The sequence below is a fragment of the Streptomyces sp. NPDC026673 genome, from assembly GCF_040638135.1.
Lineage (GTDB): Bacteria > Actinomycetota > Actinomycetes > Streptomycetales > Streptomycetaceae > Actinacidiphila.
The window spans coordinates 19675-34340 of record NZ_JBEZXR010000033.1; the positions used below are offsets into that span (position 1 = coordinate 19675).

Sequence of the window (14666 nt, forward strand, 5' to 3'; positions counted from 1 at the left end):
TGGCAGCATCCGTACAACCCGGGAGTGGATCAGATGACGGTTCAGGACGAGACCAGCCAGAGCGAGGGCATCATCCTGTCCGACGCGGCGGCCTCCAAGGTCAAGAGCCTGCTCGAGCAGGAGGGCCGCGAAGACCTCGCACTGCGCGTCGCCGTCCAGCCGGGCGGTTGCTCCGGCCTGCGCTACCAGCTGTTCTTCGACGAGCGTTCGCTCGACGGCGACGTCGTGAAGGACTTCGGCGGTGTGAAGGTGGTCACCGACCGCATGAGCGCCCCGTACCTGGGCGGCGCCTCCATCGACTTCGTCGACACCATCGAGAAGCAGGGCTTCACGATCGACAACCCGAACGCCACGGGCTCCTGCGCCTGCGGCGACTCGTTCCACTGAGCCGCGCGGCACGCCTGGCTCGCCAGGCGTGAGCAAGAAGGCGGCGGGCACCCGGGGTGCCCGCCGCTTTCGGCATGTCCTGACGGCCCCGTCCGGGGCCGGGGCGCCACCTCCGGGGCGCTACCCGCGGGGGACCGTGCGGCCGTCGGAGAGGTCGACCACCTTGCGGTCGCCCAGCGGGGTGTCGAGCCGCACCGTGCGGGAGAACTCCTTGGCGATCATGATGCAGGCCTTTCCGGGGTCCGCCTGCGTCACCGTGATCCTGACATTGACCACCGCGCCGGACTCGTCGGCCGAGGCCGTGTAGCGGCTGCACACCCCGCCCCAGAAGCGAAGGGTGAGCTCCGACCCCTGCGCGCTATAGGACTCCACCTTCGCGGTCGAGCCCGCCGGGGCCGCCGTTCCCGAGGGCGCGGGGGAGGGCTTGCCCTCCTGCACATACGCCGGGTCCACCGCCGGCTGGGCCAGCACCGAGGTCCGTGTCACGCCCTCCTGCGCCACCTCGAAGAGCCAGGAGGGCACCAGCACCTGCCGCCCGGCCACGAACTGCCCCGACAGGCCGAACTCGGCCTTCCGCACCTCCATCGGCCGGTTCGCAGTCGGCACGCAGGGCAGCACCTGCGGCAGGGCCGGGTCGCCGCCCGGGGCGCGGGACGGCTTCGGCACCACGGTGGGGCAGTCGCCGATCCCCAGGTCGCCGCCGGTACCGGGGCGGCTCAACCGCTTCAGGGCCTCCTTCGCGGACACCACGGGGTAGGTGTCACCCCTGGTCAGCGGCGCCATCATGCCGTACCCGGTGACCAGCAGGCCGTCGGAGGCGACCCGCAGGGCCGACCGCCAGCCGTGTGTGGGCAGCCCCGCCACCCGCGGGTCCGCGGTGACCGTGCGCAGCACGCCCGAGACCTCGCCCGCGTCCGTACGGGCGTCCTTCAGCCCCAGCGCCGCGAAGACGGGGGCGGCCTTGCGCAGCGCCTCCGCCTCCGGCACGGCGAGGTCATCCTGCGCCGGGGCGCGGGTCACACGGGGCGCGGCGCCGTAGTACGAGTACGCCCAGGCGCCCGGGGCGTCCTGGTTCACCCGGAGCACGGGACCGCCGCCGTCGGGCGTGCCACCGGCCTTCCAGACGCCGTGGTCGGACTTCACGGTGCCGGGTACGCCCAAGGCCCTGGCGAGCCGCTCCACGGCGGCGCGCGACACGCCGCCGGGGCGCTGGACGGCCGCGGAGGAAGGGCCGTCGGGCAGATCACCGCGGGCGGTGATGTCGGCGCCGGCACCGGCGGCACCGCCGGTGCCGCCCTCCAGCCGCAGCGGCTCCGGAGAACCGTTCCCGCTGCCGCCCGAGGCCCGCGGGGTACCGCCCCCGGCGCCCGCCGAGGCCCAGTACGCGCCGCCGCCACCCGCGACCAGCACGGCGGCGGCGACCGCCGACACCGCCCAGGGTGACCTGTGCCGGCGGCGCGGCTGCGTCGGCTCGCTCTCCACGGTGGCTCCTTCGGCTCCGCACAGCCGCATACGGCTGTCGACGTCCCAGTCCCTCGACCGGGGGACGTCACTTGGACGGGCCGGAGCGCTTCGCGGTTCCGATCAGTCGGCGTACTCGGCCATGCCCTCGACGACGTGCGACGACGCGGCCGGCACCGTGATGCCGTGCAGGCTCGAGGGAGCGACCCGCGCGGATTCGGCCTTCGCGGGGACCTCCCAGTGCGCGGCCATCTTGCGGCAGTCGCCGATCAGCTCGGCGAGCGACTCCGGGTCGCCGAGCGGGGCGGCGGGAAGAGGAGTGGTCATAGACACGACCCTAGGCACCCGGGGTCACGGGAGAAAGCCCTACTATCGGGTAGTTTCACCGTGTCGGCGCCCACCGGTCCAGCCGGTAGCGTTGACAGGTCCCGTCCGCCGCCCGCCTTAGCAGGAGCGTTCCAGCCGTGCGTATCGCAGTCACCGGCTCCATCGCCACCGACCATCTGATGACCTTCCCCGGCCGATTCGCCGACCAGCTCGTCGCCGACCAGCTGCACACGGTCTCCCTCTCCTTCCTGGTCGACACGCTCGACGTACGCCGCGGTGGCGTCGGCGCGAACATCTGCTTCGGCATGGGCCAGCTGGGTGTCCGGCCCGTCCTCGTCGGCGCCGCGGGCTCCGACTTCGACGACTACCGCGCCTGGCTCGACCGGCACGGCGTCGACACCGCGTCCGTCCGGATCTCCGAGGTCCTGCACACGGCGCGCTTCGTCTGCACCACCGACGCCGACCACAACCAGATCGGCTCGTTCTACACCGGCGCCATGAGCGAGGCCCGCCTCATCGAGCTCCACTCCGTCGCCGCCCGCGTCGGCGGCCTCGACCTCGTCCTCATCGGCGCCGACGACCCCGAGGCGATGCTGCGCCACACCGAGGAGTGCCGGTCCCGCGGCATCCCGTGGGCCGCGGACTTCTCGCAGCAGATCGCCCGCATGAACGGCGACGAGATCCGGATACTGCTGGACGGCGCGGCCTACCTCTTCTCCAACGAGTACGAGAAGGGCCTCATCGAGTCCAAGACCGGCTGGACGGACGAGGAGATCCTCGGCCGGGTCGGCACCCGCGTGACCACCCTGGGCTCGCGCGGCGTCCGCATCGAGCGGTCCGGCGAGGAGCCCATCGTCGTGGGCTGCGCGGAGGAGGAGGCCAAGGTCGACCCCACGGGCGTCGGCGACGCCTTCCGCGCGGGCTTCCTCTCCGGGCTCGCCTGGGGCGTCGGCGTGGAGCGGGCGGCCCAGGTCGGGTGCATGCTGGCGACGCTGGTGATCGAGACCCTCGGCACGCAGGAGTACCAGCTGCGGCGGGCCCACTTCATGGACCGCTTCACCAAGGCCTACGGCGACGAGGCCGCCGAGGAAGTCCGCACCCACCTGCACTGACCGCGGTCGTGAGGGGTCGCGGGCCGGCCGCTTGGGCGGAGGCCGGGTCGCCCTCCCGGCGGTGGCCGGTGGAGGGGCGACTGCCCGCGACCCTCGGGGTCCGTCAGGAGACGCGGCGGACCCAGTACGCGACGCCGCGCGGTGCGGGGTGCGCGCCGAGGTACTCCTGGGCGCGCATGTCGCACCACGCCGGGATGTCGAGCCGGGCGGCCTCGTCGTCGGACAGGACGGAGACGACCCCGCCCACCGGCACGTCCCCGATGACCTTCGCCAGCTCGATGACCGGGATCGGGCACCGCTTGCCGAGTGAGTCGACGACGAGGTCGGGCCCGTCGTCCTCCGCCGCCGCCCCGGTCGGCCGGCCGGCCCGCGGCGCGGCCTCCGGCATCGGCGCGCCGAGCCGTTCCCGTACCGTCCGCACCACCCCCGGCAGCACCTCCAGCAGGCGGTCCACGTCGCCCGCCTCCGCCCCCGCCGGCAGCGAGACCCGGACGTTCCCCTCGGACAGCACGCCCATCGCCTTCAGCACATGGCTGGGCGTCAGCGTGCTGGAGGTGCACGACGACCCGGAGGAGACGGAGAAGCCCTCCCGGTCCAGTTCGTGCAGCAGCGCCTCGCCGTCCACGTAGAGGCAGGAGAAGGTCACCACGTTCGGCAGCCGCAGTTCCGGGTGGCCCACCACCTCGACGTCCGGGACGAGTTCGGGCACCGCGGTGCGGATCCGGTCGACCAGCGCGGACAACCGCGCCGCCTCCGCCGTGGCCTCGGCACGCACCGCCCGCAGGGAGGCCGCCGCGGCGACGATCGCGGGGAGGTTCTCGAAGCCCGGCGCGCGCCCCGACTCCCTTTCGTCGGTGGGCCCCTGGGCGGCGAAGCGAGTGCCCTTGCGGACCGCCAGCAGGCCCACTCCGGACGGCCCGCCCCACTTGTGGGCGCTCGCCGTCAGCAGCGACCAGCCGCCCGCCGTGGTCCCCCAGCCCAGTGACTGGGCGGCGTCCACCAGCAGCGGCACCCCGGCCGCCCGGCACAGTTCCGCGGCCTCCTCGACCGGCTGCACGGTGCCGACCTCGTGGTTGGCGGACTGCAGGCAGGCCAGCGCGGTGTCCTCGCGCAGCGCGGCGCCGAAGACGTCGGCGTCGACCAGACCCGTTCGGTCCGTCCCGACCTCCGTGACGTCGGCGCCCTCCACCGCGTGCAGCACCGAGGAGTGCTCGACGGCCGAGACGACCACGTGCCGGCCGACCCGCCGGCGTCCCGCGAGCGCTCCGGCCACCCCCGCATGCACGGCACGCGTACCCGAAGGAGTGAAAACGAGTTCGTCCGGGCGGCACCCGACGGCGTCGGCGGCGGCCTCCCGGGCGGCGTCGAGGAGCAACCGGGCGCGGCGCCCCTCGCGGTAGAGCCGGGAGGGGTCGGCCCACCCCTCGTCGAGCGCGGCGAGCAGGGCCTGCCGGGCGACGGGATGCAGTGGTGCGGCGGACGCGGCGTCGAAGTAGGGCACGTTCTGCACGGTACGCCCCGGCGCCCCCGCGGTCGTCTGGGGACCAGTCAAAAGCCCCCGAAACGGGGCCCTCCGCAGGTGCGGAGCGGTGCCCGACACCCCTTCGGGGGCCGCCCCGGCGCGTTGGCCCCCCTCCCCGCGCGCCCCAAAATCGAGTCCAGTAGGGTTTGGTCCGCATAAACATCCACACCACTGCCCGCGCCAGGGCGACCGACCAGCACAGGCCGGGAGTCCGGACGCGCGCGGGCGAGACTCTCGGGAAGGCGCTACGTGAGTCCCTACGGCTCCGACCGCTCGTCGCGGCGCCCGATGCGGCGGATTCTGCCGCAGGCGCTCGCCGCGGGCCTGGTCCTTGCGACCGCCACCGGTTGCACATACGAGGACTTCCCCCGCCTCGGCATGCCCAGCCCCGTCACGGAGCAGGGCCCGCGAATCCTCTCGCTCTGGCAGGGTTCCTGGGCCGCCGCGCTCGCGGTCGGCGTGCTCGTATGGGGACTGATCCTCTGGAGCATCTTCTTCCATCGGCGTAGCCGGACCAAGGTGGAGATCCCGCCGCAGGTCCGCTACAACATGCCGATCGAGGCGCTCTTCACCACGGTCCCGCTGGTCATCATCTCGGTGCTCTTCTACTTCACCGCCCGGGACGAGTCCAAGCTCCTGGAGACCTCCAAGCGGCCCGACCACGTCATCAACGTGGTCGGTTTCCAGTGGAGCTGGGCCTTCAACTACGTCGAGGACGTGGACGGCAACCCGTCGACCCCCGCGGCCGGCACGGTGCCCCCGGAGCTCTCCTCCATCTCGGCGAAGAAGCTGAACGCGCCCGCCGGCGCCGACGGCGTCTACGACTTCGGCACCCCCGCCTCCAAGAACCAGGAGACCGGCAAGCCGGGTCCGACCCTGGTGCTTCCCAAGGGCGAGTCGGTCCGGTTCGTCCTCACCTCGCGCGACGTCATCCACTCCTTCTGGGTGGTTCCCTTCCTGATGAAGATGGACGTCATCCCCGGCCACACCAACGTGTTCCAGGTGACCCCCACCAAGGAGGGCACCTTCGTGGGCAAGTGCGCCGAGCTGTGCGGCGTGGACCACTCCCGGATGCTCTTCAACGTCAAGGTCGTCTCGCCGGAGGAGTACAAGCAGCACCTCCAGGACCTGGCGAAGAAGGGCCAGACCGGTTACGTCCCGGCAGGCATTGCCACCACCGGCAACGCCAAGAACGCGGAGACCAAGACCCAGTGAGCATTCTCAACGAACCCCACGGTGCGGCCGCCGCGCACGGCGACACGTACGCGGACGAGCTGCCGGTCCGCACCAAGCAGCCCGGCAATGTCATCGTCAAGTGGCTGACCACCACCGACCACAAGACGATCGGCACGCTCTATCTGGCGACGTCGTTCTTCTTCTTCCTCATCGGCGGTGTGATGGCGCTCGTCATGCGCGCCGAGCTCGCCCGCCCGGGCACCCAGGTGGTGTCCAACGAGCAGTTCAACCAGCTCTTCACGATGCACGGCACCGTGATGCTGCTGATGTTCGCGACCCCGCTCTTCGCCGGCTTCGCGAACTGGATCATGCCGCTCCAGATCGGCGCCCCCGACGTCGCGTTCCCGCGGCTGAACATGTTCGCCTACTGGCTCTACCTGTTCGGCTCGCTGATCGCCGTCGCCGGCTTCCTCACCCCGAACGGCGCCGCCGACTTCGGCTGGTTCGCCTACTCCCCGCTGACCGACGCGGTCCGCTCGCCAGGCATCGGCAGCGACCTGTGGATCATGGGTCTGGCGTTCTCCGGCTTCGGTACGATCCTCGGCTCGGTCAACTTCATCACCACGATCATCTGCATGCGCGCTCCCGGCATGACGATGTTCCGCATGCCGATCTTCACCTGGAACGTGCTGCTCACCGGTGTGCTGGTGCTCTTCGCCTTCCCGGTGCTGGCCGCCGCGCTGCTGGCCCTGGAGGCCGACCGGAAGTTCGGTGCGCATGTGTTCGACGCCGCAAACGGCGGCGCCTTGCTATGGCAACACCTCTTCTGGTTCTTCGGCCACCCAGAGGTGTACATCATCGCGCTGCCGTTCTTCGGCATCATCAGTGAGGTCATTCCGGTCTTCTCCCGGAAGCCGATGTTCGGTTACGTCAGCCTCATCGCGGCGACGATCTCCATCGCCGGCCTCTCGGCGACGGTGTGGGCCCACCACATGTACGTCACCGGTGGTGTGCTGCTGCCGTTCTTCTCCTTCATGACCTTCCTGATCGCGGTACCGACCGGTGTGAAGTTCTTCAACTGGATCGGCACGATGTGGAAGGGCTCATTGAGCTTCGAGACACCGATGCTCTGGGCGATCGGCTTCCTGATCACCTTCACCTTCGGTGGTCTGACCGGTGTCATCCTGGCCTCGCCGCCGCTGGACTTCCACGTCTCCGACTCCTACTTCGTGGTGGCGCACTTCCACTACGTCGTCTTCGGAACGGTCGTCTTCGCGATGTTCTCCGGCTTCCACTTCTGGTGGCCGAAGTTCACCGGCAAGATGCTCGACGAGCGCCTGGGCAAGATCACCTTCTGGACGCTGTTCTTCGGCTTCCACGGCACCTTCCTCGTCCAGCACTGGCTGGGTGCCGAGGGCATGCCCCGCCGTTACGCGGACTACCTGGACGCGGACGGCTTCACCACGCTGAACACCATCTCGACCATCAGCTCCTTCCTGCTGGGCCTGTCGATGCTGCCGTTCATGTACAACGTGTGGAAGACGTCGAAGTACGGCAAGCCGGTCGAGGTCGACGACCCGTGGGGCTACGGCCGCTCCCTGGAGTGGGCGACCTCCTGCCCGCCGCCGCGGCACAACTTCCTCACTCTGCCCCGCATCCGGTCCGAATCCCCGGCCTTCGACCTCCACCACCCGGAGATGGCCGCTCTGGACCAGCTGGAGAACGTCGGCGCGGCTCCGGCCGTGTCCGGCGGAGACGAGAAGGAGAGCGGCAAGTGAAGTTCCAGGGCAAGCTGTTCCTGTGGCTGTCCGTCTTCTTCCTGGGCATGGCCGCGGTCTACGGCCTGTGGTCCAAGGAGCCGGTCGGCACCACGGCGCTCTTCCTCTCCTTCGGCCTCTCCGTGATGGTCGGGTTCTACCTGGCCTTCACCGCCCGGCGCGCGGACACCGGCGCCCAGGACCGGGAGGACGCGGACGTCGCGGACGACTCGGGCGAGCTGGGGTTCTTCAGCCCGCACAGCTGGCAGCCGCTGCTGCTGGCCTTCGGTGGCGCCATGGCCTTCCTGGGCATCATCTTCGGCTGGTGGCTGATCTACTTCGCGTCGCCGTTCATCCTGGTCGGCCTGTGGGGCTGGGTCTTCGAGTACTACCGGGGTGAGAACCGCACCCAGTGAGCGCTCCGCGCCCACCCGCGACACGGCGATGGCCCGGTCCCCCGGCAGGGGGTCCGGGCCATCGCCCGTTCGTACGCGCTCCGCGCGCGGCGGAGATCATCTCCACCTAGCGTGGTGACCATGGGTCACTTTTCTCCGCGCCGCATGGCGATCGCGATCGCAGCAGTGACACTGTCCGTGCCGTTGGCCTCCTGTTCCGACGACGGCGATCCCCTCGCCACGGTTCCCTACGACGCCGCCGGCCAGGTCGTGTGGACCGGGGGCGTCAACGGGTCGAAGAAGGCCGACCCCAAGAAGCCGCTGGAAATCACCGTCAAGGGTGAAGGCAACCGCATCACCGATGTGACGGCCACGGACAGCTCGGGACGCTATGTGAGCGGCCGCCTGTCCGCGGACGGCAAGCGCTGGAGCAGCACCTCGAAGCTCTCCGCCGCGTCGCATTACGTCGTCCAGGTGACCACCGAGGACGGGAAGGGCCGCCAGGGCCGCAAGACGCTCACCGTCGACACCTCGGGTACCAAGCGCCGCTTGAAGGTCACCTTCGGCCCGGAGAGCGGCACCTACGGCGTCGGACAGCCCATCACGGCCGAGTTGAGCACCGCGGTGAAGGACCGCGTCAGCCGGAGCATGGTCGAGCGCAATCTGCACGTCAACGCCTCGCCGGCGGCCGACGAGGGCGCCTGGTACTGGGTCGACGACAAGACCCTGCACTACCGTCCGCGCACCTACTGGCCCGCGAACGCCCGCATCGACGTCCGCAGCACCCTCGACGACGTCCACGTCAAAGGGTCCCTCTATGGAGGGAAGGTCAAGCCGCTGACGCTCCGCACCGGCGACCGCATCGAGGCCGTCACCGACGCCGCGACGCACACCATGACGTTCAAGCGCAACGGCAAGCTCGTCCGCACCATCCCCGTGACCACGGGCAAGCCCGGTTTCTCCACGCGCAACGGCATCAAGGTGGTCCTCGGCCAGGAGGCCAACGTACGGATGCGCAGCGAGACCGTCGGCATCGCGTCGGGTAGCTCCGACTCCTACGACCTGCCTGTGCAGTGGGCCACCCGGGTCACCTGGAGCGGCGAGTACGTGCACGCCGCGCCGTGGTCGGTGGGCTCGCAGGGGATCGCCAACGTCAGCCACGGCTGCGTGGGCATGAGCACCGCCAACGCCCACTGGTTCTACGACAGCGTGCGCCGAGGCGACCTGGTCTCCGTCGTCAACAGCCTGGGGGAGGACATGCCCGCCTTCGGCAACGGCTTCGGCGACTGGAACCTCTCCTGGAGCGAGTGGCGCAAGGGCAGCGCCACGGGCACGCGGAAGGGCAACGACCCGGCCGTGGCGGACCGCACCGACGCCCCCGAGGCCCGCCTGCAGCCGGAGATGTGACGCCCGGGCCCTGTTCCCGGACCTCTGAGGCGCCGTGTCAGAGGTCCGGGAGCGACTCTGAGACCGCGCGGACAGGCGGGGTGGAGCAAGGAGCGGGCCGGGGGCCGAGCCCGGCAAGGCGGAGCAGGGAGACCAGCGGTGGTGGCACCTCCCGGGCCCGAAGGGCCACGGGGGACGGCGGCGACCGACGGCAGCGCCGCCAGGCGGGAGCCATCGGCCCGCGACGCCGTCCTGCCCGTCCGCGCGGCCTCTTACGCGTCGATGGACAGCCGCTGCCGCAGCAGCCCGGCCAGGGCGGCGCTGAGCTCCACCGGGTCGACCGGGTGGCTCACCGCGGCGTCGGCCCGGCTCCAACTGGCCAGCCAGGCGTCCTGAGGACGCCCGATGAGCACCAGCACCGGCGGGCAGCGGAAGATCTCGTCCTTCACCTGGCGGCACACGCCCATGCCCCCGGCCGGGACGGCCTCGCCGTCCAGCACGCACGCGTCGATGCCGCCGTTCTCCAGCGCGCTGAGGACCGCGGGAAGGGTCGCGCACTCCAGGTACTCCACCGGCGGCAGATCGCCCGCAGGGCGGCGGCCCACGGCCAGACGGACCTGTTCCCGGGTGTTCCTGTCGTCGCTGTAGACCAGCACCGTCGCGGTCGTCTGCATCCGTGCCTCCTCGCCGTCGTGGAGTCGCCTGCCTGTGGCCGAACCTTACTCCCGAGCACGGTGCTTCGAGGAGGGTTAGCTCCTTCGGGCGAAGGCTTTCCCTACCTCAAGGGCCTTGACACACCGAATGGCACCCCCCGGAGTGAGCGCGAGATAAGCGACCGACATAATGTCGGTCGTGGCGACAGCAACAGCAGTAGAAACCGGGCACGCGCACCCGTCGGTCAACCGGCCGAACCTCACCAGCGTCGGAACCATCATCTGGCTGAGTTCCGAGCTGATGTTCTTCGCGGCCCTCTTCGCGATGTACTTCACCCTTCGCTCGGTGACGGGTGCCGAGTACTGGAAGGCGCACGCCGACGTCCTGGACATCCCGTTCTCGGCGGCGAACACCACGATCCTCGTGCTCTCCTCCTTCACCTGCCAGATGGGTGTCTTCGCCGCCGAGCGCGGCGATGTGAAGAAGCTGCGCTCGTGGTTCATCGTGACCTTCATCATGGGCGCGATCTTCATCGGCGGTCAGATCTTCGAGTACACCAACCTGGTCAAGGAGCACGGGCTCTCGCTCTCCTCCGACCCGTACGGTTCGGTGTTCTACCTGACCACCGGTTTCCACGGTCTGCACGTGACGGGTGGTCTCATCGCCTTCCTGCTGGTCCTCGGGCGGACCTACGCGGCAAGGCGGTTCACCCACGAGCAGGCCACCGCGGCCATCGTCGTGTCCTACTACTGGCACTTCGTCGATGTCGTCTGGATCGGCCTCTTCGCCACGATCTACCTGATCAAGTAGTCGGACGGCCGCGCGAGTTGCGGCACTCGGTCACGACATCCAGAACCATCGACGCAAGAGATCCTGACACCGGGGTAATCCGTGAAAAAGCTCTCCGCACGACGGCGCCATCCGCTCGCGGCGCTCGTCGTCCTACTTGTCGCCCTCACGGCCATCGGGGGGCTGTACGCCGCGCTCGCGCCGGCGCCGAAGGCGCAGGCCGACGACAGCTCGCAGTCCCTCGCCATCGAAGAGGGCAAGAAGCTGTACGCCGTCGGCTGCTCCAGCTGCCACGGTACGTCGGGCCAGGGCAGCAGTGACGGCCCGAGCCTGGTCGGCGTCGGCTCCGCGGCCGTGGACTTCCAGGTCGGCACCGGTCGCATGCCGGCCCAGCAGCCCGGCGCCCAGGTGCCGCGCAAGAAGGTCATCTACGACCAGAAGCAGATCGACCAGCTCGCGGCGTACATCGCCTCGCTGGGCCCCGGCCCGGTCACGCCCACCAAGGAGCAGTACGACCCGGCCGGCGCCAACGTCGCGCGCGGCGGGGAGCTGTTCCGCACCAACTGCGCCCAGTGCCACAACTACCAGGGCAAGGGTGGTGCGCTGACGCACGGCAAGTACGCGCCCACGCTGGAGGGCGTCAGCAACAAGCACCTGTACGAGGCCATGCTGACCGGCCCGCAGAACATGCCGTCCTTCCCCGACGCCACGATGCCGGAGGAGAACAAGCGGGAGATCATCGCGTACCTCGACGCGGTCAACGGCGAGGGATCGCCGAGCCCTGGCGGTATGTCCTTGGGCAGCCTGGGCCCGGTCACCGAGGGTCTGTTCGGTTGGATCTTCGGCCTCGGGGCCCTGATCGCCTGCGCCATTTGGCTCGCGGCCCACACCACCAAGGCGAAGAAGTCATGAGTCAGGACATGTCAGAAGAGAACCTGCCGGACAGGCCGGCACACGAGGGCGGCGGCCAGGTCGCGACCGCGGTGAACCCGTTCGCGGACCCCGGTTTCCCGGCGCACGAGCCCCGCCGCCAGGACATCGACGAGAAGGCGGCCAGGTCCTCCGAGCGCACGGTGGCGCTGCTGTTCACCGCGTCGATGCTCGCCACGCTCGGCTTCATCGCGAGCTTCGTGGTCATCCCGATCGACAAGATCGTCTACATCTGGCCGCTGGGCCACATCAGCGCGCTGAACTTCGCGCTGGGTATGACCCTGGGCGTCTCGCTCTTCGCCATCGGCGCCGGCGCGGTCCACTGGGCCCGCACGCTGATGTCGGACGTCGAGGTCGCCGACGAGCGCCACCCGATCGAGGCGAGCCCCGAGGTTCGGGCCAAGGTCATGGCGGAGTTCGCGCAGGGCGCCGGGGAGAGCCAGATCGGCCGTCGCAAGCTGATCCGCAACACCATGCTCGGCGCGCTGACCCTGGTGCCGCTCTCCGGTGTGTTCCTGCTGCGCGACCTCGGTCCGCTGCCGGAGGACAAGCTCCGCCACACGCTGTGGTCCAAGGGCAAGCTGCTGATCAACCAGAACACCCACAAGCCGCTGCGTCCCGAGGACGTCGCCGTCGGTTCGCTGACCTTCGCCGTGCCCGAGGGGCTGGAGGAGGAGCAGGAGGACTTCCAGGAGCAGCTGGCCAAGGCCGCGCTGATGATCGTCCGCATTCAGCCGGACGACATCAAGGACAAGAAGTCCCGCGAGTGGGCGCACCAGGGCATCCTGGCGTTCTCCAAGATCTGCACCCACGTCGGCTGCCCGATCAGCCTCTACGAGCAGCAGACGCACCACGTGCTCTGCCCGTGCCACCAGTCGACGTTCGACCTGGCCGACGGTGCCCGGGTGATCTTCGGTCCCGCCGGTCACGCCCTGCCGCAGCTGCGGATCAGCGTGAACGACGAGGGCTACCTCGAGGCGCTGGGCGACTTCGATGAGCCCGTGGGCCCTGCTTTCTGGGAGCGTGGATGAGCACCAACGAGAGCGCGAGCGCGAAGCCGCGCGGCAAAGCGCCCGCGGGCGAGCGCGTCGCCGACTGGGCCGACGGCCGGCTGGGCATCTACAGCCTGGGCAAGGCCAACCTGCGCAAGATCTTCCCGGACCACTGGTCCTTCATGCTGGGCGAGATCGCCCTCTACAGCTTCATCATCATCATCCTGACCGGTGTCTACCTGACGCTGTTCTTCCACCCGGCGATGAACGAGGTCGTCTACGACGGCTCCTACGCGCCGCTGCAGGGCATCAAGATGTCCGAGGCGTACGCGTCGACCCTGCACATCAGCTTCGACGTGCGCGGCGGTCTGCTGGTCCGGCAGATCCACCACTGGGCGGCGATCGTCTTCGTGGCCGCCATGCTCGTGCACATGATGCGCGTCTTCTTCACCGGCGCGTTCCGCAAGCCGCGCGAGATCAACTACGTCTTCGGCTTCCTGCTGCTGTTCCTGGGCATGTTCGACGGCTTCATGGGCTACTCGCTGCCGGACGACCTGCTGTCGGGCACCGGTATCCGCTTCATGGAAGGCGCCGTGCTGTCCGTGCCGATCGTCGGCACGTACCTCTCGTTCTTCCTCTTCGGCGGGGAGTTCCCGGCGCACGACATCGTGCCGCGGTTCTACACGATCCACGTGCTGCTGATCCCGGGCATCATGGCGGGCCTGCTGGTGGCCCACCTGATCCTGATCGTGTACCACAAGCACACTCAGTACCCGGGTCCCGGCAAGTCCGAGAAGAACGTCGTCGGCATGCCGTTCTTCCCGGTCTACACCGCCAAGGCGGGCGGCTTCTTCTTCGTGGTCTTCGGTGTCATCGCGGCGATGTCCGCGCTGGTCTCCGTGAACCCGGTGTGGGCGTACGGCCCCTACCGGCCGGACCAGGTGTCGACCGACGCCCAGCCGGACTGGTACATGGGCTTCTCCGAGGGCCTGATCCGCATCATGCCGGGCTGGGAGATCAACCTGTGGGGCCACACCCTCGTCCTGGGCGTGTTCATCCCGCTGGTGATCTTCCCGCTGGTCCTGGGCTTCATGGGCGTCTACCCCTTCCTGGAGTCGTGGGTCACCGGTGACAAGCGCGAGCACCACCTGCTCGACCGGCCGCGCAACAAGCCCGTCCGTACGGGCATCGGCACCGCCTGGATCAGCCTCTACCTGATCCTGCTCGTCGGCGGTGGCAACGACCTCTTCGCCACCCGCTTCCATCTATCGATCAACGCGATCACCTGGGTGGTCCGGATCGGGGTCTTCGTCCTGCCGGTGCTGGTCTTCTTCATCACCAAGCGGATCTGCCTGGGTCTGCAGCGGCGCGACCGCGAAAAGGTGCTGCACGGTCGCGAGACCGGCATCATCAAGCGGCTCCCGCACGGTGAGTTCATCGAGATCCACGAGCCGCTGGAGCAGGGTGCGCTGTTCAAGCTCACCCAGCACGAGCAGCCCCAGCCGCTCGAGATCGGCCCCGAGGTCGACGAGAACGGCGTGGAGAAGAAGGTCGGCCGGACGGCCAAGCTGCGCGCGAAGCTGTCGCGCGGCTACTACGGCGAGGGGACGCAGATCCCCAAGGCCACGACCGAGGAGTACGAGGAGATCACGAGCGGCCACGGTCACCACTGATCACTGAAGCTGTGCCACCGGGCAGGGTCCCGTCCATCCGATGGACGGGGCCCTTTCCCGTTCCCCGGCGCCGATAGGCTGGTGCCGAAGGTTCTCCCCGTACAC

The 14666-nt window shown here is 69.6% G+C and carries 14 protein-coding genes; 10 read left to right on the forward strand and 4 right to left on the reverse strand.

The window, feature by feature from the left end:
- The first annotated feature begins 33 nt into the window (after positions 1-33).
- A complete protein-coding gene (locus AB0F62_RS22400) occupies positions 34-387 on the forward strand; it encodes an iron-sulfur cluster assembly accessory protein (protein WP_361801687.1) in 354 nt (117 codons plus the stop codon).
- Between the two features lie 120 nt (positions 388-507).
- On the opposite strand, the gene AB0F62_RS22405 is transcribed toward AB0F62_RS22400, so the two are convergent.
- Both AB0F62_RS22405 and AB0F62_RS22410 read right to left on the reverse strand, forming a co-directional pair.
- Entirely contained in the window at positions 508-1869 is a 1362-nt protein-coding gene (locus AB0F62_RS22405) for a hypothetical protein (protein WP_361801690.1), read from the reverse strand.
- A 102-nt stretch (positions 1870-1971) separates the two neighbouring features.
- Entirely contained in the window at positions 1972-2175 is a 204-nt protein-coding gene (locus tag AB0F62_RS22410) for a hypothetical protein (RefSeq protein WP_361801693.1), read from the reverse strand.
- A 137-nt stretch (positions 2176-2312) separates the two neighbouring features.
- On the opposite strand from AB0F62_RS22410, the gene AB0F62_RS22415 reads away from it, so the two are divergent.
- A complete protein-coding gene (locus AB0F62_RS22415) occupies positions 2313-3287 on the forward strand; it encodes a carbohydrate kinase family protein (RefSeq protein ID WP_361801696.1) in 975 nt (324 codons plus the stop codon).
- 103 nt (positions 3288-3390) lie between these two features.
- On the opposite strand, the gene AB0F62_RS22420 is transcribed toward AB0F62_RS22415, so the two are convergent.
- Positions 3391-4788 carry an aminotransferase class V-fold PLP-dependent enzyme gene (locus AB0F62_RS22420; protein WP_361801698.1) on the reverse strand — a complete coding sequence of 466 codons (1398 nt, stop codon included), beginning with the start codon at positions 4786-4788 and terminating at the stop codon, positions 3391-3393.
- Between the two features lie 270 nt (positions 4789-5058).
- Between AB0F62_RS22420 and coxB the strand changes: the two genes are divergently transcribed.
- The 4 genes from coxB (at position 5059) to AB0F62_RS22440 (ending at position 9544) form a co-directional block, all read left to right on the forward strand.
- Positions 5059-6024: a cytochrome c oxidase subunit II gene (gene coxB / locus AB0F62_RS22425; RefSeq protein WP_361801701.1), complete on the forward strand. Its 966-nt coding sequence runs from the start codon at positions 5059-5061 to the stop codon at positions 6022-6024.
- Positions 6021-7763 (forward strand): cytochrome c oxidase subunit I, encoded by a 1743-nt coding sequence (gene ctaD, locus AB0F62_RS22430; protein WP_361801704.1) that lies wholly within the window; start codon positions 6021-6023, stop codon positions 7761-7763. The genes coxB and ctaD overlap by 4 nt, the downstream gene beginning before the upstream one ends.
- Positions 7760-8158: a cytochrome c oxidase subunit 4 gene (locus AB0F62_RS22435; RefSeq protein WP_361801707.1), complete on the forward strand. Its 399-nt coding sequence runs from the start codon at positions 7760-7762 to the stop codon at positions 8156-8158. The genes ctaD and AB0F62_RS22435 overlap by 4 nt, the downstream gene beginning before the upstream one ends.
- 144 nt (positions 8159-8302) lie before the next feature.
- The gene (locus tag AB0F62_RS22440; protein ID WP_361801896.1) at positions 8303-9544 is read left to right on the forward strand and encodes an Ig-like domain-containing protein; all 1242 of its coding nucleotides are present in this window, start codon (positions 8303-8305) and stop codon (positions 9542-9544) included.
- Between the two features lie 251 nt (positions 9545-9795).
- Here the strand turns inward: AB0F62_RS22440 and AB0F62_RS22445 are convergent, their stop codons facing one another.
- Positions 9796-10197, reverse strand: coding sequence for a hypothetical protein (locus tag AB0F62_RS22445; protein ID WP_361801710.1), 402 nt, complete (start codon positions 10195-10197; stop codon positions 9796-9798).
- A gap of 169 nt (positions 10198-10366) precedes the next feature.
- On the opposite strand from AB0F62_RS22445, the gene AB0F62_RS22450 reads away from it, so the two are divergent.
- The 4 genes from AB0F62_RS22450 to AB0F62_RS22465 all read left to right on the forward strand — a co-directional run bounded on the left by AB0F62_RS22450 (position 10367) and on the right by AB0F62_RS22465 (position 14561).
- The gene (locus AB0F62_RS22450) at positions 10367-10987 is read left to right on the forward strand and encodes a heme-copper oxidase subunit III (RefSeq protein ID WP_361801713.1); all 621 of its coding nucleotides are present in this window, start codon (positions 10367-10369) and stop codon (positions 10985-10987) included.
- Positions 10988-11068: 81 nt separating this feature from the next.
- Complete coding sequence (locus AB0F62_RS22455; RefSeq protein WP_361801716.1) at positions 11069-11878, forward strand: c-type cytochrome; 810 nt, start codon at positions 11069-11071, stop codon at positions 11876-11878.
- An 8-nt stretch (positions 11879-11886) separates the two neighbouring features.
- Complete coding sequence (locus tag AB0F62_RS22460; protein WP_361801719.1) at positions 11887-12927, forward strand: Rieske 2Fe-2S domain-containing protein; 1041 nt, start codon at positions 11887-11889, stop codon at positions 12925-12927.
- A complete protein-coding gene (locus AB0F62_RS22465; protein WP_361801722.1) occupies positions 12924-14561 on the forward strand; it encodes a cytochrome bc complex cytochrome b subunit in 1638 nt (545 codons plus the stop codon). The genes AB0F62_RS22460 and AB0F62_RS22465 overlap by 4 nt, the downstream gene beginning before the upstream one ends.
- Positions 14562-14666 lie beyond the last annotated feature (105 nt).